The 20,636-nt window shown below is 53.1% G+C and carries 15 protein-coding genes and 1 tRNA gene; 8 read left to right on the top strand and 8 right to left on the bottom strand.

Translation table 11 applies throughout. The annotated features are described in order from the left end of the window. Positions 1 to 37: 37 nt before the first annotated feature. From DPF_RS10070 to DPF_RS10060, 3 genes are all read right to left on the bottom strand, one after another. Positions 38 to 1,126: a hypothetical protein gene (locus tag DPF_RS10070; protein ID WP_069859544.1), complete on the bottom strand. Its 1,089-nt coding sequence runs from the start codon at positions 1,124 to 1,126 to the stop codon at positions 38 to 40. A gap of 312 nt (positions 1,127 to 1,438) precedes the next feature. Beyond that, complete coding sequence (locus DPF_RS10065) at positions 1,439 to 2,470, bottom strand: hypothetical protein (protein WP_069859543.1); 1,032 nt, start codon at positions 2,468 to 2,470, stop codon at positions 1,439 to 1,441. 546 nt (positions 2,471 to 3,016) lie between these two features. Further along, positions 3,017 to 3,093 (bottom strand) — tRNA-Arg (locus DPF_RS10060). A gap of 332 nt (positions 3,094 to 3,425) precedes the next feature. Between DPF_RS10060 and DPF_RS10055 the strand changes: the two genes are divergently transcribed. The 6 genes from DPF_RS10055 (at position 3,426) to DPF_RS10030 (ending at position 12,759) form a co-directional block, all read left to right on the top strand. Beyond that, positions 3,426 to 4,676 (top strand): bifunctional folylpolyglutamate synthase/dihydrofolate synthase, encoded by a 1,251-nt coding sequence (locus DPF_RS10055; RefSeq protein ID WP_069859542.1) that lies wholly within the window; start codon positions 3,426 to 3,428, stop codon positions 4,674 to 4,676. A gap of 103 nt (positions 4,677 to 4,779) precedes the next feature. Further along, positions 4,780 to 6,216, top strand: coding sequence for an L-seryl-tRNA(Sec) selenium transferase (gene selA / locus DPF_RS10050; protein WP_069859541.1), 1,437 nt, complete (start codon positions 4,780 to 4,782; stop codon positions 6,214 to 6,216). Positions 6,217 to 6,243: 27 nt separating this feature from the next. Beyond that, a complete protein-coding gene (locus tag DPF_RS10045; protein ID WP_083254629.1) occupies positions 6,244 to 7,629 on the top strand; it encodes an aminopeptidase in 1,386 nt (461 codons plus the stop codon). A 144-nt stretch (positions 7,630 to 7,773) separates the two neighbouring features. Then, positions 7,774 to 9,678, top strand: a complete 1,905-nt coding sequence (gene selB, locus DPF_RS10040; RefSeq protein WP_069859539.1) for a selenocysteine-specific translation elongation factor — start codon at positions 7,774 to 7,776, stop codon at positions 9,676 to 9,678. Positions 9,679 to 9,980: 302 nt separating this feature from the next. Further along, entirely contained in the window at positions 9,981 to 12,023 is a 2,043-nt protein-coding gene (locus DPF_RS10035) for a methyl-accepting chemotaxis protein (protein ID WP_069859538.1), read from the top strand. Positions 12,024 to 12,132: 109 nt separating this feature from the next. Beyond that, the gene (locus tag DPF_RS10030) at positions 12,133 to 12,759 is read left to right on the top strand and encodes an NUDIX hydrolase (protein ID WP_069859537.1); all 627 of its coding nucleotides are present in this window, start codon (positions 12,133 to 12,135) and stop codon (positions 12,757 to 12,759) included. 21 nt (positions 12,760 to 12,780) lie between these two features. Here DPF_RS10030 and hypF read toward each other — a convergent pair whose 3' ends face one another. Then, positions 12,781 to 15,096: a carbamoyltransferase HypF gene (gene hypF / locus DPF_RS10025; protein WP_069859536.1), complete on the bottom strand. Its 2,316-nt coding sequence runs from the start codon at positions 15,094 to 15,096 to the stop codon at positions 12,781 to 12,783. A gap of 240 nt (positions 15,097 to 15,336) precedes the next feature. Here hypF and DPF_RS10020 point away from each other — a divergent pair, with 240 nt between their 5' ends. Beyond that, complete coding sequence (locus DPF_RS10020; RefSeq protein ID WP_069859535.1) at positions 15,337 to 15,954, top strand: lysophospholipid acyltransferase family protein; 618 nt, start codon at positions 15,337 to 15,339, stop codon at positions 15,952 to 15,954. A gap of 24 nt (positions 15,955 to 15,978) precedes the next feature. Then, positions 15,979 to 16,857 (top strand): lysophospholipid acyltransferase family protein, encoded by an 879-nt coding sequence (locus tag DPF_RS10015; protein ID WP_069859534.1) that lies wholly within the window; start codon positions 15,979 to 15,981, stop codon positions 16,855 to 16,857. 92 nt (positions 16,858 to 16,949) lie between these two features. Here the strand turns inward: DPF_RS10015 and DPF_RS10010 are convergent, their stop codons facing one another. The 4 genes from DPF_RS10010 to DPF_RS09995 form a co-directional block, all read right to left on the bottom strand. Then, positions 16,950 to 17,195, bottom strand: a complete 246-nt coding sequence (locus DPF_RS10010) for a hypothetical protein (RefSeq protein ID WP_069859533.1) — start codon at positions 17,193 to 17,195, stop codon at positions 16,950 to 16,952. Positions 17,196 to 17,297: 102 nt separating this feature from the next. After that, the gene (locus DPF_RS10005) at positions 17,298 to 19,289 is read right to left on the bottom strand and encodes a tetratricopeptide repeat protein (protein ID WP_176724230.1); all 1,992 of its coding nucleotides are present in this window, start codon (positions 19,287 to 19,289) and stop codon (positions 17,298 to 17,300) included. A gap of 283 nt (positions 19,290 to 19,572) precedes the next feature. Further along, positions 19,573 to 20,232, bottom strand: coding sequence for a fructose-6-phosphate aldolase (gene fsa / locus DPF_RS10000; RefSeq protein WP_069859531.1), 660 nt, complete (start codon positions 20,230 to 20,232; stop codon positions 19,573 to 19,575). A gap of 26 nt (positions 20,233 to 20,258) precedes the next feature. Continuing rightward, on the bottom strand, positions 20,259 to 20,537 hold the full coding sequence (locus tag DPF_RS09995) for a transcriptional regulator (RefSeq protein ID WP_069859530.1): 279 nt from the start codon (positions 20,535 to 20,537) through the stop codon (positions 20,259 to 20,261). Positions 20,538 to 20,636 lie beyond the last annotated feature (99 nt).

The raw sequence follows: 20,636 nt of genomic DNA, 5'->3' as shown, positions 1-20,636 counted from the left end.
TGTTGGCCACGGGTTGATTAATGATGACGCTTCGTCCTTATCTTCTGTTTTGACGGGTATCGAAGGGCGGGGAGGTTCGGGCAATTCTTCTGGAAGGCCGGAATGCCAATATGCTCCATAGGGGGTCAGGGATAATTTCCCCCTCATTGTCATTGATCAGCCCAAGACCTTTTGACCAAGCCAGAACAGCGCTTGGCGCATAATTGGTCGTCCATTGAGGATATAAATTTTTGAGTTTTTCAAACAGAGCGTTTCGTTCGATATTGGGGTGCTCGTGTGTGTAGCGCAGTATGTGCGCAAATCCAAAAGCAGACTCGATGATTCTTTGGGTCAGACTGTCAGGGGCTTCTTCTTCCAAAAAGGCATCCCCTGCTGCACTGGGATACCACAGGCCGTTGTCCTGATGTTCAATCAATCCTAACCGTTTTAAGTTGCTGAAAATGGACCGGCAGGACAGGGGAGTGTACTTGTTGAAATAATCACCATTGCGCAGGTTTTCCACAAACTCATCCCGGTCAACCCCTGCCTGGCAAAAATTCACAGCTTCTCTGTACCCTTCCTGATAACCATTTGATGCGGGTAATCCCTTGGATTGTTTGTTGATTGGCCATAAGGAAATTTCGGGTTTTGATCGAGGATCAGGATCATTGCCAGTGTCCCCGTATCTGTCCTTCCAAAAAGGTTCATTCCTGAACCGATCGTAATCCTGCTCCTGCCCCTCAAAGGTAAAGGCGATCAGTGCATCGGCATACCACGATGACCCAGGGACAACTTTCCAAAGGGCTGCCATGTACGTGTAAAAATACCATTCGCGTACAGGATCAACCCGGTTCCAGGTTACATGAACAGCATGGCCGTTCCCGGGATTAGCAGTAATTTCTCCGATTGCCTTGATCCCCATGACAGAAACAGCCCGGTCGTTATTCTCGAAAGGAAGGCCGTTTTTTCGAGTATAGCTGGCTTTGATGGCTATTCGTTCACCAACCTGCATGGATTTTACATGATCGGTGTACTTGGTGTCGTACCCGTTTTCCCAAATTCCATCGGTAATGAATCGTTCAGACTGGTCATCGCCAGCCCATGTTGCTCCGACAAACCAGTACGCTTGGGGGGTGGTGTTGTTCATATGGATTCCTCGTGAGGATTTGGGATGGTTGCGGATAATGGTTCAAGAACAGATGATGTTGCGGTCTTGGAAAGATGCATCATATTGAGGTGACATATTTTTTGGAGATAACAGTTCATTCAGGAGTAGCCAATGTTATGCTAGTCGAACATAAAGAAAAATTAATTTCATCATATTGTTTGTTCTTCATGGTCGACTAGATTGATTTTTCACATCATAACAATTCAAAATATTGCTCGTAATTCTATTATATTGAAAAAACATTTGAAGTAACTATGATCGTTATATATTCATGATATGCTTTATACCATCTTAATTAAACATGGATGCAGGTTTTACTATTTTTTGTGTAAGGATATCAGCTAATCTATAGTATGTAAATTTAACATTATTTCTTGCTGGTCTTGGTTTATTTTTTAGTTCGATAACTTCATCATCTGCTAGTATATAAAATTTTTTTTCTTCTGAATCTTTATAATTTGATTCTGATATGAATTTGTTAAGTCTTTCATTTATTTTTTTGTCATTTATATATTCGTTTGCTCTATCGATGTCAGATTTGAGTGTAGGATTAAAAACTATAACATCTTTTATTTTGTATAGTTTTTCCATTGTACCACCACCATTAGCTCTAAATGTAACGAATATTGTTTTTTTATATCTATATTCTTTTCTGTCAGGGCATTCATAGATCAAATATTTCTGAACCAAATCGATCGTTTTTCCTGCAGGGATAGAGAGCACCTCTTTTTCATAAAAATTCATGTCCTTATTCACTCCAGTTATAAAATTATAATATTGCCACAGTAAGTCATTGTTATCTTTATTTCGTTTAGAAATTATATTTATAATTTCTGCCCATCTAATTGTTATTATTTCGTTTGTGAGAATGGTTTTGTAATTTGTTAACACGATAGGTATTTTTTTGTATTTTTCTAATTCTGGAAGCTCATCTGCATGCAAATATTTTTGTAGTTGAATTGATGCATCAATCGGTTTTATGTTAGATTTTATACTTTTTGCTTCAATAATTATCGCAAGAAAAGGTTTTTTGTCCTTATCTATTTTAATTAGTATGTCTAATCGTTTTCTTGACGTGGTTATTTTTTCTGCTATAACCTCTATTTTGTTAGTGTTATTCCAATTTGGTTGTATTTTTTTATTTTTTGTGTAATCCTTTACTGTTTCTATTGATAAAATATCTTTTATTATATCGGGATATTCTTTTAAAATATAAGCTAATCCTTTTGTTTGCTTTGTTTCTTTGTTCCCATTAATCATATCAAATATGGATGATTCAAATTTTGCATTCTTATTTTCATATATACGAAATACTGTCTTCACAGTGTCTTCTACCTTTTTTTGATGTGTGCCTTATTATATGGTTCCTGATAATTCCAGTTTGATCATATTATCAGGGATTTTCAGCGTTATTAGCTTATTGATTAGAGTATCTGACGAAATCAGATATTTTTGAAAAATTACTGCTTCATGTTTTCAGTCCAGAGGGGTGGAGGTCTTTTTACTGCAGGTGACTTCGGTATTATTTTGATTGATTCCTAAATACCTTCACGATGAGTTGGATCGAGAAAGTTTGAAGCGTATGACGGGAAAGATGGTCGAGAAAAGTTATTTTATATCGATATTGTCTGGATTTGGTCATTCTATTCGTCGTTGATCCCGGACGGGGACAGCGCTGCCGCTATCTCCATGATCCTAGGGTGTTAACAGCTTCTCATCTAACATGACGACGTTGTATGACGCAAGAGGGGTTTCCGATTTTTGGAGATTTGGAGCAAGGGTGGTCGGGACTGACGTGGCAGGTGAGGCGTGCAGATAATGCAAAGAAAAAGGGGTTACGCTTGATAAGCGTAACCCCTTAGTTTTTATTGGCGCGCCCGGCACGATTCGAACGTGCGGCCAACGGCTTAGAAGGCCGTTGCTCTATCCAGCTGAGCTACGGGCGCCAATGGATGCTATATCGCATGGTTGTGGGAATTGTGATGGACAAGGATTCCCTGCGAACAGCTAGAGGCGAATAGGGAAGATCGAGGAAAATGTCAACCTGTTCAAGGGGTCAGAAAAGGATTCGGGTTCCCAATTGACAAAGAACAGGACTTGGCCAACAAATGCAACCCGTTGAGCATGTCTGTCCGGACCCATGGTCCCGTGGTGCGGGATAGGGGCGGGCAGGGGCGTGCTTTTTTTCATCCCGTGGTTTACGGGGTCACTTTGTCCTTATGGGCAGCCATCCCGGCTCTGGTTTGCCTGGGCCGGTAACAGGGGCGGCATTGTACACATGTCACATTCTCCTTTTTTTCCCACGTGGGAATCCTTCAACGCCCATCTTGATTCCCTGGGACTTTTCCGCATGAAACCCGGTTTGGAGCGAGTGCATGAGGGCGTGGCGCGTTTGAACCTTGGCAACCCCTGCCTGACTCTGGTCCATATCGTGGGCACCAATGGCAAGGGGTCCACGGCTGCGTTTCTGCACGCCATTGCCTCTGCCCATGGATATACCACGGGTGTGTTTACCTCGCCCCATTTTGTGACTCCCCGGGAACGCATCCGCATTGGCGGGGAGATGCTTTCCCGTGAGGCGTGGCTGGATCTGGCCAATGATGTGTACGCCGCCTGTCCGGAGCTGGAATTTTCCTATTTTGAATTGTTGACCCTCATGGCCATGCTCGCCTTTGTGCGTGAAGGGGTTGATCTGGCCATCATGGAGGCGGGTCTTGGCGGGACCTGGGATGCCACCTCGGTCTTTGCCCATCATCTGACCCTGGTCACTCCGGTGGGCATGGATCACGAACAGGTGCTGGGTTCAACCCTGGAGGCCATTGCCAGGGACAAGGCCGGAGCCATTGAGGGAGGAGAGGTGGTGTGCGCTCCCCAGCAACCGGGTATTGGCGATATTTTTCGGACCCGGGCAGATGCAAAAGAGGCCGGATTTAGGGAAATGCCCCGTGATGGCGGTTTTGTCTGTCCGGATGGGGCCATGCTGGATATTGACCAGATCAGGCTTGGACTTGCCGGTGCCTTTCAAAAGACCAATGCCAGGCTTGCCCTTGCCGGCTGGTCGGTTTGCAGCCGCATCCGGGGGTGGTCATTTTCGTCTTTGGAATGTATGCATGGGCTTTCTCATGCCAGACATCCGGGCAGGATGCAGATCATTCCGGGAGATCCCATGGTGCTTCTGGACGGAGCGCACAACCTGATGGGGCTTGAAGCCCTTGCCCGATCCCTGGATCAGATGCATTTTGGCCCCGAGGTGATGATTTTTTCCTGCATGAAGGACAAGAATCTTCTGGATCATCTGGACAGGGTCCGGGCCTTGTGTTCCGGTTTGATCCTGGTTCCCGGGATACCGGACAACTCCCGGGCCATGGACCCTCATGATCTGGCCCGTCTTCTTGGTCCCCGCGCTCGTGCCTGCTCCAGTATGCACGAGGCTTTTGATGTCATTGGCAAGACCGGCAAAAGGGTGCTGGTGTGTGGTTCCCTGTTTTTGCTTGGCGAGTATTTTCGCATGCGGCCTGACATGCTGTAGGAGCAGGTTGGGTGCACCACGTGCGGCAGCGTGCAGGGGGGCAAGGTCCTACGGTCCTGTTTTCATATCATTTGATACACCCATACGAACAAGGAATGGAATATTGCAAAATCTGTTCAGACTTCTTCCTTCGGTAGACAAGTTCTTGCAGGCATTTGCCACCCACAAGGAGCTTGCCTGGATTTCCCAGCCCATGCAGCGGGAAAAGATCAACCAATTTCTGGACCTTTGCCGCCAGGAAATTCGGGATCAGGTGATCACCGATCCCGAAGAACTTGCATGGGAAAAGCTCGTGACCAGGGCGGCCTCCTTTGTCTGCTCCCAGTCCCGTCCCCATTTTCGCAGGGTGCTCAACGGCACAGGCGTGGTGGTGCACACCAATCTGGGGCGGTCCATTCTGGCTGACAGCGCGGTGGAGGCGGTGAGTGATGCCTGCCGATACTATTCCAATCTGGAGTTCAACCTGGCCACGGGCAAGCGAGGCATCCGCTACGCCCACGTAGAAGATCTCCTGTGCAGGCTGACGGGCGCAGAAGCCGCTTTGGTGGTCAACAACAATGCCGCGGCTGTCCTGCTCATTCTGGATACATGGGCCAAGGGGAGAGAGGCCATTGTCTCTCGGGGCGAACTGGTGGAGATCGGGGGATCGTTTCGCATTCCCGAGGTCATGGCCAAGAGCGGCGCCATTCTCAAGGAAGTGGGGGCCACCAACCGCACCCATGTGCGCGACTATGAAAACGCCATCAACGAAAACACGGCCGTGCTCATGCGCGTGCACACCTCCAATTATCGCATCATCGGATTCCACAAGGCGGTGAGCCAGGAAGAACTGGTGGCCCTGGGGCACAAGCACGATCTGCCGGTCATCGAGGACATGGGCAGCGGCAATCTTTTTGATTTTTCCGCCTACGGCATGATGCCCGAACCCACGGTGCAGCAAACGGTTGCCGCGGGCCTGGACGTGATTTCCTTTAGCGGGGACAAACTGCTGGGAGGGCCTCAGGCAGGCATTATTGTCGGACGCAAGAAATACATTGATCCCATCAAAACCAACCAGCTCAACCGGGCCCTGCGCATCGACAAGATGACCCTGGCCGCCCTGGAAGCCACCCTGCGGCTGTATCTGGATCCGGAACTGGCCAGGACCCATGTTCCGACCCTTTCCATGATCACAGCGGATGCCTCCTTTCTCAAGGCCAAGGCACAACGAATGAAACAGCGTTTGAAACGGCGTTTCAGTGACCGTTTGGATTTGACCCTGGTTCCCAGTGTTTCCCGCGTGGGCGGTGGGGCTTTTCCCGAGCAGGATCTTGCCACCACCCTGGTGGGGATCAAGGGCAGGGACTGGTCGGCTGATGAACTCAAAAACGCCTTTTTGGCCACCAATCCGCCTCTGGTGGGGCGTATTGAGGATGATTGGTTCTGCCTTGATCCCAGGACCCTTGATTCCCGACACATGGGTCTGGTCATTGAGGCATTGCAGGAGGCGTTCGAAGGACTTGGAAAGGACGGCCTCAAGGACAAGGAATACAAGAAATAAATGGTAACTGAGAACGGAGAATCATATATGGAACCGAAGATGAAATGCGATCCCAAGAGCTGTTGGGAAATTTTTGATACCTCCTCCCACCGCAAGGCCATGGAGGAGATCTGTGCCAGGTACCGGACCTTTTTGTCCACGTGCAAGACCGAGCGCGAAGTGGTTGCCTGGGGCCGGAAGATTCTCAGGGAAAGGGGATTTTCCGAGGATTTTTTACAGGATCTGGTTATGCGCAATCATCGGGGCAAGACCCTGTTCATGGCCCGTCGGGGCAAGCGCCCCCTGTCCGAGGGCATTCGTCTGGTGGGGTCCCATGCGGACAGCCCCCGCCTGGATTTCAAACAGCACCCACTTTATCAGTCATGCGAAGTGGGCCTGGCCAAGACCCATTATTACGGGGGGATCAAGAAATACCAGTGGTTTTCCCGGCCCCTTGCCCTGCATGGCGTGGTGGCCAAGACCAATGGGGAAACCGTGCACATTGCCATTGGCGATGATCCCGAAGATCCGGTGTTTGCCATTGCCGATCTGCTTCCCCACCTTTCCCAGAAGCAGGCGGACAAAAAGGTCAGTGAGGCCTTTGAGGCCGAAAAGATGAACATTTATCTGGGCCATGCCCCCCTCGAACAAAAGGGAACATCCGAGTGCCAAAAAGAGGATGAGCCCATCAAGAACCACATCCTTGCCCTGCTGGGCAAGAAGTACGGCATTGTGGAAGAAGACCTGTACAGCGCTGAAATCCAGGCCGTGCCTGCAGGACCGGCACGGGAAGTTGGTCTGGATCGATCCATGATCGGCAGCTATGGTCAGGATGATCGCATCTGTGTGTTTACGTCCATGGAGGCCTTTCTGTCGTCTGAAGAACAGCCTGAATACACCCAGGTGGTTCTTGTGTGGGACAAGGAGGAGATCGGTTCTGACGGTTCCACCGGAGCCCAATCCCTTTTCTTCGAGTATTGCATGAGGGATTTAATCGATGCCTGGGAACCCGAGACCAAATTCCGCCATGTCATGCAGGTCACCAAGGCCCTGTCTTCGGACGTTCATGCGGCCATGGATCCGGATTACCAGGATGTGCATGAAAAACTCAACGCCTCAAAGCTGGGATATGGTCCGGTGTTCTGTAAGTTCACCGGTCACAGGGGGAAATACGGAGCCAATGACGCCCATGCCGAATACGTGGCCTGGCTCAGAAAGATCCTCAACCAGGCCGGCATTCCCTGGCAGATGGCCGAACTGGGCAAGGTCGACCAGGGCGGCGGGGGAACCGTGGCCAAATACCTGGCCATCTACGGCATGGACATCATCGATTTCGGCCCCGGTGTTCTGGCCATGCACAGCCCTTTTGAGATTTCCAGCAAGATGGACGTCTACGCGACCGTGCTGGCCTACAGGACGTTTTTGAAAAATTGACGCGAGTTGCGCCGCAGTATTCGGTGTGCAGGATGCCGTGTCGTATGCCAGCCACGGCATGTCCCGGGCATGGTCCTGCCCCCTGTGCACTGTCTGTTGAGCACGTTGTTTCCTGTATCCCCATTTTCATACAAGGAGCGTTTCATGCCTGTCATCATGGGCACTGCCGGTCACATTGATCATGGCAAGACAACCCTTATCAAGGCCCTCACCGGGATCAATTGCGACCGGTTGGTGGAGGAAAAAAAGCGCGGTATCACCATTGAGCTGGGCTTTGCCTTTCTTGATCTGGATACGGATCTGCGCCTGGGGATCATTGATGTCCCGGGCCATGAAAAATTCGTCAAGAATATGGTTGCCGGTGCCGCAGGCATTGACTTTGCCCTGCTGGTTATTGCTGCTGATGAAGGAGTCATGCCCCAGACCCGGGAGCATCTGGAAATCTGCACGCTTCTGGGCATCAAGACCGGTCTTGTGGCCCTGACCAAGACGGACATGGTTGATGAGGAATGGCTGGAACTGGTGACCGAGGATGTTGCCTCCTACCTTGAATCGACCTTTTTGAAAGATGCTCCCATTATCCCGGTATCCGCGCACACGGGTGCGAGCATTGACGAGCTGAAACAGGAGATCACCCGGCTGACCAGGGCGTTCAAGCCCAAGCGGCGGTCCGATCTGTTCCGATTGCCCATTGACCGGGTGTTTGTGATGAAGGGATATGGGACCGTTGTCACGGGAACCAGTTTCTCGGGCAAACTCAAGGTGGGCCAGGACCTTGTCCTCTATCCTTCGGGACTGACCACCAAGGTTCGGGGACTTCAGGTCCACGGTGACAGCCAGGAAGAGGCCGAGGCCGGGCTCCGAACAGCCATCAACCTGTACGGCCTGGAAAAGGCCGAGATCAGCCGGGGTGAAATGCTGGCCCAGCCTGACTCCCTGTTTCCCAGCACGGTCTGGGATCTGGAGATCACCTGCCTGCCTTCGGCCAAAAAGGGGATCAAGCACCGCACCCAGGTCCATTTCCATCACGGAACCCGGGAGATTCTGGCCAGGCTCTATTTTCTGGACAGGGACAATCTGGAACCCGGTGAGACCGCTGTCTGCCAGGTCCGTTTTGAAACGCCCATGGTAGGGGTTTATGGGGATCGATGCATCATCCGCTCGTTTTCGCCCTTGCAGACCATTGCCGGCGCCTCCATCATCAATCCCCTGGGGCGCAAGGTGAAACGGTTTTCCAGGGATTTGCACATCTTGGAGACCCTGGCCTCGGCCCAGGAAAAGGATTTGGTCATTCACCAGCTGGAACTGGCGGGCACGGGCGGATTGAGTTTTGCCAAACTGCGTATCATGACCGATATTGAGTCAAAGGCCCTGGAAAAGGTTCTGCAAACCCTGGGCGGGCGCCAACAGGCCTTTCTGGTGGACAAGGACCAGCGTATTTATGTGTCCGGCGAACTCGTGCTTGAGCTGTGTGATCAGGCCATTGCCTTTTTCAAAACTTTTCACCGGGAAAATCCCATGCGTCCGGGACTTTCCCGGGGCGAGCTGGCCTCCACCTGGGGCAAGGATCTTTCGCCCAAGCTCTTTCATTTTGTGTTGGAACGGCTGAACAAACAGGAACGGATCGTTGTGGACCAGGAATTGTTGCATCTTCCCGGACACAAGGTTTCCCTGGCATCGGATCAGGACAAACTTCGTCGGGAGCTCACCGCCCTGTATCAAAAGGGCGGTCTGACTCCGCCCACCCTCAAGGTGGTGCAGGAAACCCTAGATGTCTCGGCCAAGGATATTCTTCCCCTGATGCGCCACCTGGTGGAAGAGAACCAGTTGATCAAAATCAGCGAAGATCTGTATTTTGATGCCCGCGCCATCCAGGAATTGCGCACCGTGTTAACGGATTTTTTTGCCACCAGGGAAGAACTCACCCCGGCAGATTTCAAGGATCTGACCGGTTTGTCGCGTAAATTCGCCATCCCCCTGCTTGAATTCATGGACAAGCAGAAATTCACCGTGCGTATTGGCAACAGTCGCAAGATGCGTCGCCAATAGACTCGCCAGGTCACTTCACACCCACTGGGACAGATATTCGTATCTGTCCCTTTTTTTTGGCATGCAACATGATTGGCATTGTCCCGGGTTGCAATTCTCTTGCTCATATCATTGAACTTTTTTAACTTATACAGAGCAGGGACAAGGGCCCCATGTCAGCTTTTTTGTCAGTCCGTTAAGTTTTTCATGACGTCATACATGGTACGTATACAATACGGCACGTTCCATAACGTTATGGGGAATATGGTGCGAACAGGATCAAGCCCGTTGACCCATCGGGTTCAATCACAGGGGGAGAGGAGATGAAACAGGGGATTCGCGTGTCGTTTCGGGTTCGGATCATGCTCATGATCATTGTGGCCATGGTGGCGGTCAGTGTGGGTACCGTGACCAGCGTGGGATTGGAAATGCGGAAGATTCTCACCAACACCAACCGGGAAAATATCGGGGCCATCAAGAAGATCATTGATGCCAGGGTATCCAGGGTGTTACGTGAAATTGAAGGGTATGCCACCTTAACGGCCAGGGATGAACGGGTCATCAAGGGCCTTGTCCAGGAAGATACGTCTGGACTGCAAACATACGGGCAGGCTCTCATTTCCAGCATGTCCCTTGATTTCATCACCCTGGTGGACAGGGAGGGGATTGTGGTCGCCCGGGGACATGCTGCCAAGCACGGTGACAGTCAGGCCGGCAAATACATTGTGCGTCAGGCTTTGCAGGGCCATGTGGCTGTTGGCATTGCCCGAGGCAATCTCATCAGGTTTTCCTTCAGGGCCGCAGCTCCGGTTTATGACCACAATCAGGTGGTAGGGGCTGTCCTTCTGGGGTACAATCTTTCATCCCTTCCCTTTGTTGATGCTATCAAGAAGGATATGCAGGTGGAATGCACGGTTTTTGACAAAACCAAACGGGTGGCCACCACCATTGTCGACGAGTCCGGCAAGCGGGTTGTGGGTACGGTTTTGACCAACAAGGATATTGCTCATACTGTTTTAAATGAGGGAGAAATTTATGAAGGGGAAAATCAACTTTTCGGGGCCATGTTTGATACGGTTTATTGGCCCATTCGGGATCTTGGTGGACAAATCCAGGGCATGCTTTTCATCGGCAAGGACAGGGCGCCCATTGTTCAGGATATCTGGTATCTGATCTGGTTTTTGGCCGTGGTCATTGTGGGCATTTCCCTTGTGGTGGCCGTAGTAACCCTTGTGGTGGCCGGAAAACTGACCAGACCGGTCAAGACATGCATTGCCTTTGCCAAAGAGATCGCCCAGGGACGGCTCGACACCGTTTTGAACGTGCATCGTAACGACGATCTCGGGGAACTGGCACAGGCTCTTAAAACCATGGTTGCCAAGCTCAAGAAGCTTATAGAGCAGGCAGAGGCTGAAAAAAAGCAGGCACGCATGGAAAAGGAAAAAGCTGATCAGGCCATGCGTGAAGCCGTGACCGCCCGGAAAGAGGCCGAGCATGCCCGTGCCGAGGGTATGCAGCAGGCTGCCCAATCCATTGAGGGCATTGTGGAACGGTTGACCTCGGCTTCTGAAGAATTGGCCGCCCAAAGTGAACAGGTGACCCAAGGGACAACGTTACAGAGTACAAGAACTCAGGAAACAGCAACTTCCGTTGAGCAGATGAATGCCACGGTTTTGGAGGTGGCCAAAAACGCCTCCCGGGCTTCCCTGGCTTCCAAGGAGGCCAAACAGAACGCCCTTACAGGCAAGGAGGTCGTGGCTCGTGCTGTGGATTCCATTAACAAAGTGCACAAACAGGCTCAGACCATGAAAAGCAATTTGGACAAGCTTGGTTCAGAAGCCGATGGCATCGGACAAATCCTGAATGTCATCAGTGATATTGCCGACCAGACCAATTTGCTGGCACTCAACGCGGCCATTGAGGCTGCCCGAGCCGGTGATGCGGGCAGGGGCTTTGCCGTTGTTGCCGATGAAGTGCGCAAACTGGCTGAAAAGACTATGCAGGCCACCAAGGAAGTGGGGGTGGCCGTTAAAAGCATTCAGCAGGGAACTGAAATCAATATCAAAAATATGGATGTTACGGCTCAGGTAGTTACCCAAACCACGGAACTGGCCAATCAGGCAGGTAATGCCCTCAACGAGATCGTGACTTCATCCGAGGAGATGTTCGAACAGATTACCTCCATTGCCACGGCCTCTGAAGAACAATCGACGGCCAGTGAAGAGATCAGTAAATCCATTGAGGATATCAATCAGGTGACCCAGGAAACCGCTCAGGGTATGCAGCAGACAAGGGATGCCACTGTGGAACTTGCCTCCCTTGCAGCGCAATTGGGTGAACTTGTTCAGGAGTTCAGATCCCGGTAGCCTTTGACATTCATCCCGGTTTGCAACAACAAAACCCTTGGGGCAGATCTTGTGGATCCCCCAGGGGTTTTTTGCCATTACAGTTCATACGGGAGCAAGGAGCAACGCAATGCACGACAATTCCCCCCAGTGGCTCAAATGGGCCCGGACCATCCAGGCCATCAGCCAGATTGGTCTGACCTACAAGAAAAATCATTATGATGAAGAGAATTTTACCCAGCTCATGCACATTGCTGCCGACATGGTTGCGTATCACACCCAGCGATCCAGCCAGGAGCTGGAAAAGAATTTTCTGGCCCAGCCGGGCTATGCCACGGTCAAGGTGGATGTGCGGGGGGCTCTTGTCCACGAGGGCAGGCTGTTGCTGGTCAAGGAGCGGGCGGACGGAAAGTGGACCATGCCCGGAGGGTGGGCTGATGTGGGGGAAACACCTTCCCAGTCCATCATTCGTGAAGTCAGGGAGGAGAGTGGTTTCGAAGTCCGGCCCACCAAGGTTATAGCCGTGCTGGATGCCAACCGCAGGGGAAGACCGCTGGAGTTTTACCACGCCTTTAAGATCATTTTCTTATGCGAGATGGTCGGTGGTGAACCAACTCCCAGCGAGGAAACCTCGGAAGTGGGCTTTTTTGACATGGATGATCTGCCCGAGCTTTCGGTCAATCGTACCAGCCCCGAGCATATTGCTGAAATCAAAAAACATCTCCAGGATCCGTGCCGGCCTGCGGCTTTTGATTGAGGGATGCCCCGGCCCTTTGCGTTACGCATCCATCCGGAGTTGCTGGCGTCCGTACACGGCCTGACCCAGGGAAATGCATCCGTCATTGGGGGGCAGATGATTGTGGACCAGCACGGTCAGTCCCTTTTGTTCCAAAAGCGGGGGGAGTTCCAGGCTGAGGGTCTGATTCTGCATGACCCCGCCGCTCAGACCAATGGTGGAGACGCCCTGTTGCTGGGCCCCCTGGTCTGCCCATGCGGCCAGACCGTGCATGAGTCCCAGATGAAACCGGCGGCTGATGATGCCCGCATCAATGCCTTTTTCCCAATCTCCAACAACCTGGGCAAAAAGTTCCCGTGTTCCCAGCACAAGCATACCGTCCTGCTCACGAACGCTGCACGCGTATCCCGTATGTTCACCCCTGTCCTGGATGGCTTCCAGCATGATGGCGGCCTGGCCCTCGTAGGCAATGGTCAGCTTGAGGCCGAGCAGGGCGGCAACCCCGTCAAACAGCCTGCCGCAACTTGATGAAACAGGAGTATTGATCTGTTTGGCCAGCATGTGCGGGATGAATGCGTCCTGTCGGGCAAATGGTTTCAGCCAGGGCCAGTCCCTGCTGCCGGGAGCCTGTATCCCCAGGTCGCAAAGCATGCTTCTGGCGATGCGCCAGGGTTCCTTGATAGCGGCTTCACCCCCGGGCAGCCGCAGATGATCAAAGCGGCCTGTCCGGTGGTGATCCAGGGTGTGCGTATCCACGGCCAGCAATTCGCCGCCCCACAGGGTTCCATCGGTTCCCAGTCCGGTGCCATCCAGAGCCAGTCCCAATGCCCGCCCCTGGAAACGATTCTCCGCCAGGACCGCGTGGATGTGCGCAAAATGGTGCTGCAGGCTGAACACAGGGATATCCTTGTATTGGTCGGCAAAGCGCGATGAAAGATAGTCCGGATGCAGATCCCGGACCACGGCTTTGGGAACAACCTGGAGGATGTCCTGGAGGTGGGCGGCGATTTCCTTGAAAAATTCGAAGGTTTCCAGATTTTCCATATCCCCGATGTGCTGGGAAACAAAGGCCTGGTTTTCCTTGGTCAGGCACAGGGTGTTCTTGAGTTCAGGGCCGACGCCCAGAACGCAGGGACCGCTTTGGGCCAGGAAAATGGGGCCGGGAGTATAGCCTCTGGCCCGGCGCAGAAATTGAGGGGTTTTCTGGTTATGGCGGACCACTGAATCATCGCACCTGATGAGAATATCCCGATTGTGAAGCAGAAAATAGTCGGCAATGGCGGCCAGGCGCGACAGGGCTTCCCGGTTGCCCAGGCAGATGGGTTCGGAACTGAGGTTGCCCGAGGTCATGACAAGGGCGGGTATTCTGCTTGGACCGCACAACTGGGCGTAATGGTGCAACAGGATGTGGTGCAACGGAGTGTAGGGAAGCATCACCCCGAGAAAATCCGTATCCGGAGAAAGTTCTCTGGCCAATGCGGAAGCAGGCCTTCGGGGCATGACCACAATGGGCCGGATATGGCCGGAGAGTAGTTCCCTGTCCTTGTCACTTACCGTGCACACGGTTTGCGCGGTTTCAAGATCAGGAACCATGATGGCCAGGGGTTTGCCCCAGCGATTCTTGCGGGTTTTGAGCTGGTTGACGCTGGTTGTGCTGGTGGCGTCGCAGGCCAGATGGAATCCGCCCAGTCCCTTGATGGCAATGATCTTCCCTTCAAACAAAAGGCGAGCCGTTTCCCGGAGGGCCAGAGGGTCCGGGCAGATGCGTTCTTTTATGCCATCGGTCAGCCAGACATGGGGACCGCATTGGGGACAGGCATTGGGCTGGGCATGGAAGCGGCGGTTAAGGGGATCGCGGTATTCTTGGTCACACTGGGGGCACAGGGGAAAACAGGCCATGGAGGTCTTGTCCCGATCATAGGGAATGGATCGGGTGATGGTGTATCGGGGGCCGCAATTGGTGCAATTGGTGAACGGATAGAGATGGCGGCGGTTGTCCGGATCAAAAATGTCCTGGAGACAGTCAGCACAGGTGGCCACATCCGGGGAGATGAGCACGTGATGGCCCTTGCCCTGGGTGCTTTGCAGAATGACAAAGGCGTTGTCACCATCAAGGGGAGGGATGCTTTCCTGCTGGCAGGACACGATCCGGGCCAAGGGGGGCAGGCGGGTTTGAAGGCCGTGGAGAAGGGCGTCAATGTTGGCTGGTTCCCCCTGAATTTCGATGATCACGCCTTCTGGCGCATTGAGCACCGATCCGGTCAGTTTGAATTCATGGGCCAGGCCGTAAATGAAGGGGCGAAATCCCACCCCCTGGACCTGACCCGTGATGGTCAGACGGATACGTCTTTTGGACATGGCGATACGTTTCCCTGGTGGCAGTGAATCAGGCAACCACGTGCTTGCATGGTCAACATGAACAAAACGTCCTGACATCTAGTGCGTTTGGCAGGCAAAGGCAAATGGTTCGGCTGAGCCGTGAAGCGGGCTGCTACGGGTAGGCAAGGCCGGGCGGCTTCATTTGACCTTTTACACGGACCCTTTTATTCAAATCTGTTTCCGATACGTATCCTTTTAGCCGATCTATCAAGGACATTCATGCATTGTTATCATCTTGCCCCCGTGGTTTCCGGCCTTTTCAGGCTATGGGGGAGCACCCTGCGGTTTACCCGTACCAATCATCAGGCCATGACATCCCGAACCGAGCAGGGGCAGTCCATGATTTTTGCCCTGTGGCACGACGAGCTCTTTCCCCTGACCTATCTGCACAGAAACGAAGGAGTGGTCGCGGTGGTCAGCAGCAGCAAGGACGGCGAGATCCTGGCCCGGGTCATGGAACGTCTCGGCTATGGCACGGTCAGGGGGTCCAGTTCCCGCAAGGGGCTCAAGGCCATGCTGGCGGCCCTCAAGGAGGTCCAAACCAAGGGACATCATGTGGTTTTGACCGTGGACGGTCCCCGGGGACCTCGTCATCAGGCCAAGCCAGGGGCCGTTTTTCTGGCCTCCAAGGCCCGGGTGCCCATCATGCCCGTGCGCGCCCGTATCAGCCATGCCAAGGTGTTTCACAAGGCCTGGGACAGGTTTCAGCTCCCCCTGCCGGGTTCCCGGTGCGAGGCAGTCTACGGAGAGCCGTACATGGTCCCGGAAAAGCTCGATACATCCACCCTGGCGGCCGAACAACAACGACTGACGTCCATTCTGGAGGGGATGATCTGATGCTTTTCCCTGGAGAATATTGTCATGCGTGATCTTGTCTATACGGTCATCGGGGCGGTTTGTTCCCGCATGCGTCCCGCTGGTGTACAGCGATTGGGCAGGGTGCTGGGATGGCTTTTCTGGCATGTTCTTCCCGGGCGACGGCACCTGGCTGTTGCGAATATGGAAAAGCGGCTGCAGATTTCCCGCAAGCAGGCCCGAACCATTGCGCGAACCAATTTCAATCACACGGCATGGGCCTTTGGCGAGATTTTTCTGGCCCGGCAGGTGGACTATCATTTCTGGCGCGATCATGTCCTGGTGAGCCCGGATGACCGGCAGCGCTTTGACCATGTTTTTGATCAGGATCGTCCGGTGGTGGCCGTGACAGGACACCTTGGCGGCTGGGAACTGCTGGCCGGATTGTGTCGCCTCCTGATCCCGGCCCGCTGCTGTCAGGTCGTGGTCCGGCTGCCCAAGGACAAGGCCCTGGGGCGGCTCATGCTCAGATTGCGAAGTGTGGGGCATCTTCAGATCCTTCCCCATCGCAATGCTGCCAGAAAAGTGCTCAGGTGTTTGAAAAACAAGGGAATGACAGCATTTCTGGTCGACCACAACTGTTCACGCGAAGAAGCCGTGTTTATTCCCTTTTTGGGCAGGACAGCCGCTGTGAACATGGGTCCGGCCCTGCTTGCCTTGCGGGCCAAAGCCCTTGTGCTGCCTGTTTTTCTTTTCCGGGAAGGCGGGATGCAGTATCGGCTCAAAGTGGGGGAACCCCTGGATACGGCAACCCTCACCGGAACCCGGGGAGAGAATATCCGGACCATTGCCCAATTCTATACCCGGGCCGTGGAGCACATGGTCCAGGAACGGCCTGAACAATGGTTCTGGATGCATAAACGTTGGAAAACCAGACCTGAATAGGTTCTCATACACACAAACAAACGCGCTGGTAGCCATCATGGCTACCAGCGCGTTTGTTTGTGTACGTGTTTGCAGAGGAATGGTTTTGATGATCACTCATCATCCTCATTCTTCCGGAACAGGTCCATGATCAATCCTTCATCCTCGGGGGAAGCCTCCTTGCCCAGATCCTTGGCCTTGCCGAAGCAGGCAAATCCGGTCTCGGTTCGTTTGATGTACCCGGCAGACAGGATGGTCGAATAGGGAATCTGCTTGCGAAGTTCATCATGGGCAATACGGTTGGGAAAGATGATGGGCAGAGGATTTCCGGAAAAATCTTCAAACATGATGTATTTCATGGTGCCTCCTTATGGCAGGGGTTCTGAATATACGTTCATATGGCGGGCAGCGGGAAACAGGCTGGCAGCAGCAACTGGGACGTGAATCCGACGGTGTTACCATCAGAACAGGGGCAAAGGCAGGGAGTGTTCCCTTTTGTGCATGCCTTCGGTCACCGATGCGATACGGGTTCGGGCGGCCTCTTTCTGGCTCTTGCGATCGGATTGCTTGAGTACCGTGGTGTACAAGCGTTTGGCTGTCTCGAAGTTTCCCTGTTGTTCATAGATCAGTCCGGCCCGGTACAGGGCGGTGACCGCCCAGATATTTTGTTTGGGATACGCCCACGCCAGGCGCAGATAGTAGGCAAGGGCCTGGTCAACCTTTCCCTGGGCCTGGGCTCCCTCGCCCAGCCAGAACAGGATCTCGGCCTTGACGGGTTCCTTCAGGTTTGCTCTGCGCTCCCAGAGGGATTCAAGAATGGTCTGGGCCCAGGTCCATTGTTGCTTCTGTTGGCCCAGAAGAGCCAGTTTGAGCTGTTTTTCCGGAGGAATCCGTTCCGGGCGTTCTTGCATCAGCACGGTATAATCCTTGAGGGCGGCATCTTCATAGCCCAGTTCCATTTCCATGCCCGCCCGGGCCAAAAGAAATTCGATGCGATCTTCACTGTCCAGATGGCGTGTTTGAATGGTCTTGAGATAGGACCAGGCCAGGGCGCGATGTCCCTTGTGGTTGGCTGTCTTGGCCAGATGGAGCAGGGCTTTCTGGGCCGCAGGAGACTGGGGATAGAGAAAGGCCAGTTGGACGGATACGGTCCGGTCGGGCCCGGTGGCAACGGCTGTTGCCAGATCCTGGTACTGGGCAAGGTAATCCAGGGGATAGGGGTGTGTGGAGTTGTCCGTGTTCCAGAAATCCGCCATCACCATTCCCGGGTGGTGTAGTCCGGCAGCCGCCAGGAGATAGGCGGTCAGGGTTGCCTGAGGGATCTGTTGGGGTCTGCCAGGGTGACCTCCCAGAACGCTGTAGGCGATGCGCAAGAGAAGGGGAGGGGTGTGCTCCTCCGTATCCAGCCCGGTCCAGGCCTGTTCCAGCTGCTGCAGCGATCCCTGTTCAAGGTTCAGGGCAAAGGCGCACAGGTCCAGGGTTCGGCGAATGGATTCCTGCAGGAACAGGGAATCCCGCTCAGCAGTAACCATCTCCAGTCCCTGCCGGGGGTCCATGGATTGCAATCGTTGGGAAAAGGACGGCCAGACAGGTGCTTCCGGCGGGGTAAGGATCCAATTGGTGTACGCGCGGATGTCCGGTGCAAAAAGGGTGAAAAACGCTTTGATGCGAGGGTTTGTCAGGCTATTGGTACCCTGGGTACGTGCCGGATGACCGATCAACTCGGCAAATCTGTACCAGAAATCAACCACATGGGGCGAGGAAATCTGTTGCAGGAAGTGATCTCCCTGTTCCCAGAATCCCAGGGACCAGGCGGCCAGGGTTTTTCCAATGAGGGTCCTGTCCAAAGGTAGAGAGGCCGACAAGGGGGAGGCTGGAGGAAACAGATCAGTGATGTCGGCAAAAATGGCGGGAACCTGCTTCCAGAAGGTCTGGGTCGGCCAGACTGATTGGCCGATCTGTATCATCTGATCCAGGGTGGGCTTGCGGGTGTCAAAAAGCACGGGATTCTGGGTGAAAAAGGATTCCCAGAACCATTTTTTCCAGACGTTTTCAAAAAGCAGGTCCAGTCCGGACTCTGCTCCCATGACCTTGTGAACATCCTTGCTGTCGGCATTGCGGGCAAAGGCCAGCCAGTTGAAGATGCATGCCTGATAGTCTTCGACCAGCCTGTTGGCCCTGGCGAGCAAGACCAGGCGTTTGTTCTCCTGGGCCTGATCCCCCAAAGCAGTTGCCAGCAACGAGATGACCTTTTCGGGTTTGTTGAGTCTGAGCAATGTTTGGGCCCGATCCAGAATATTGTCCGGACTGCTTGCGCGGGCGGCCAGTTCCTGTTCGTACACGTCCCAGGCATGATAGCTTTCGAGCCAGGCCGCAAAGCTCTGGCTGGAAGCCCTGTTCTGGGCCGCATGGACAGGGGTGCAGCAAAATTCGGCCAGAAGACAGGTTATCATGAATATATGCAGGGTGATACGGAATTGTGGCATGGCATAAAGGGGTTGGTGTGTAATGAAGAAGATGGATGAAGAAGACATCATCGGACAACGATCAGATGAGTGTATCCCGGCGTCTCCAGGGGAGAGTATGAAGCATGCCGGGATACAAAAGTTTACATAATTATCATTATGGGCTTTTCATTCCGGTCGCTTTGCGATGCGCTCACGGAGCAACCGGACCCATCGGACCCGGATGACCGGGTTTGGGGGCTTTTCTGAACCTTTACATCCGTTGGTCGGATCATTGCGACTTGTCTGTCTGCTGTTTCTTCTCCCAGTCAGCCAGAAAGGCCTTGAGACCCTTGTCGGTCAAGGGATGGGCGGTAAGCTGATTCATGATCTTGAATGGGATGGTCACAACGTGGGCACCGAGCATGGCTGCTTCCAGCACATGGGTCATGCTGCGCACACTGGCCACGAGCACCTGGGTGTCGAACATATAATTGTCATAAATGGTCAGGATCTGTGATACCAGTTCCATGCCTTCATGCCCCACATCATCCAGTCTTCCCACAAAGGGACTTACGTAATGGGCACCCGCCTTGGCTGCGGCAAGGGCCTGCAAAGGTGAAAAGACCAGAGTCATATTGGTGGCAATGTTCATGGAATTGAGTTGGCGCACCGCCTTGATGCCTTCCAGGGTCATGGGAATCTTGACCACTACGTTGGGACCAAAACCAACCAGATCCCGGGCTTCACGGATCATGCCCTCGGCGTCCTGGGCAATGACTTCAAGGCTTACCGGGCCGTCGATTTCAGCACAAATGGCTGCGGCCACTTCCCGCCAGTCGCTGGCTTCCCGGGACATAAGGGTCGGATTGGTGGTCACCCCGTCGACCATGCCCAGGGCCTTGGCCTTGCGTATTTCTTCCAGATTTGCCGTATCAATGAAGAATTTCATGGGCTTGTCTCCTTTGCTGTGGTTGGTTACCCAACGGATTTGTTTTCCTGTCCAGCCTGGAGTTGTTCAACATATTTGTCCCGACACTCGTAACTGCAAAAACAATGCACATCCTCGCCGTTCTTGACCCTGATATCCGTATCCTTGGGTACAAAGGTCCCGCAGATGGGATCCTTGACCATGACGCCGTCGGCAGCAAGATCCCTGTTCTTCTGCTGTTGGGTGGCGGCTTTTTTCTTTTTGTCGCCGGTCACCAGTTTGAACAATATATATGCGGCAATGGCCATAATGACAAATTTCAACATAATGATTCCTTTTTTGATGAAGTCCAGATGGTGTTGGAAGAGACAGTATGCGTGGGCAGCCAGGACGATAAAGCGTGTCTTGTTTCACGGCAAGGCAGG

The sequence above is a fragment of the Desulfoplanes formicivorans genome (genome assembly GCF_001748225.1).
Taxonomy (GTDB): domain Bacteria; phylum Desulfobacterota; class Desulfovibrionia; order Desulfovibrionales; family Desulfomicrobiaceae; genus Desulfoplanes; species Desulfoplanes formicivorans.
The sequence above is the reverse complement of the archived record's forward strand: the minus strand, read 5'-3'. Positions and strand labels throughout refer to the sequence as shown.

Coding starts and splice junctions, on each gene's coding strand:
- DPF_RS10070 (WP_069859544.1), bottom strand. CDS start 1,126: ATGAACAACACCACCCCCCAAGCGTACTGGTTTGTCGGAGCAACATGG.
- DPF_RS10055 (WP_069859542.1), top strand. CDS start 3,426: ATGTCACATTCTCCTTTTTTTCCCACGTGGGAATCCTTCAACGCCCAT.
- DPF_RS10045 (WP_083254629.1), top strand. CDS start 6,244: ATGGAACCGAAGATGAAATGCGATCCCAAGAGCTGTTGGGAAATTTTT.
- selB (WP_069859539.1), top strand. CDS start 7,774: ATGCCTGTCATCATGGGCACTGCCGGTCACATTGATCATGGCAAGACA.
- DPF_RS10035 (WP_069859538.1), top strand. CDS start 9,981: ATGAAACAGGGGATTCGCGTGTCGTTTCGGGTTCGGATCATGCTCATG.
- DPF_RS10030 (WP_069859537.1), top strand. CDS start 12,133: ATGCACGACAATTCCCCCCAGTGGCTCAAATGGGCCCGGACCATCCAG.
- hypF (WP_069859536.1), bottom strand. CDS start 15,096: ATGTCCAAAAGACGTATCCGTCTGACCATCACGGGTCAGGTCCAGGGG.
- DPF_RS10020 (WP_069859535.1), top strand. CDS start 15,337: ATGCATTGTTATCATCTTGCCCCCGTGGTTTCCGGCCTTTTCAGGCTA.
- DPF_RS10015 (WP_069859534.1), top strand. CDS start 15,979: ATGCGTGATCTTGTCTATACGGTCATCGGGGCGGTTTGTTCCCGCATG.
- DPF_RS10010 (WP_069859533.1), bottom strand. CDS start 17,195: ATGAAATACATCATGTTTGAAGATTTTTCCGGAAATCCTCTGCCCATC.
- DPF_RS10005 (WP_176724230.1), bottom strand. CDS start 19,289: ATGATAACCTGTCTTCTGGCCGAATTTTGCTGCACCCCTGTCCATGCG.
- fsa (WP_069859531.1), bottom strand. CDS start 20,232: ATGAAATTCTTCATTGATACGGCAAATCTGGAAGAAATACGCAAGGCC.
- DPF_RS09995 (WP_069859530.1), bottom strand. CDS start 20,537: ATGTTGAAATTTGTCATTATGGCCATTGCCGCATATATATTGTTCAAA.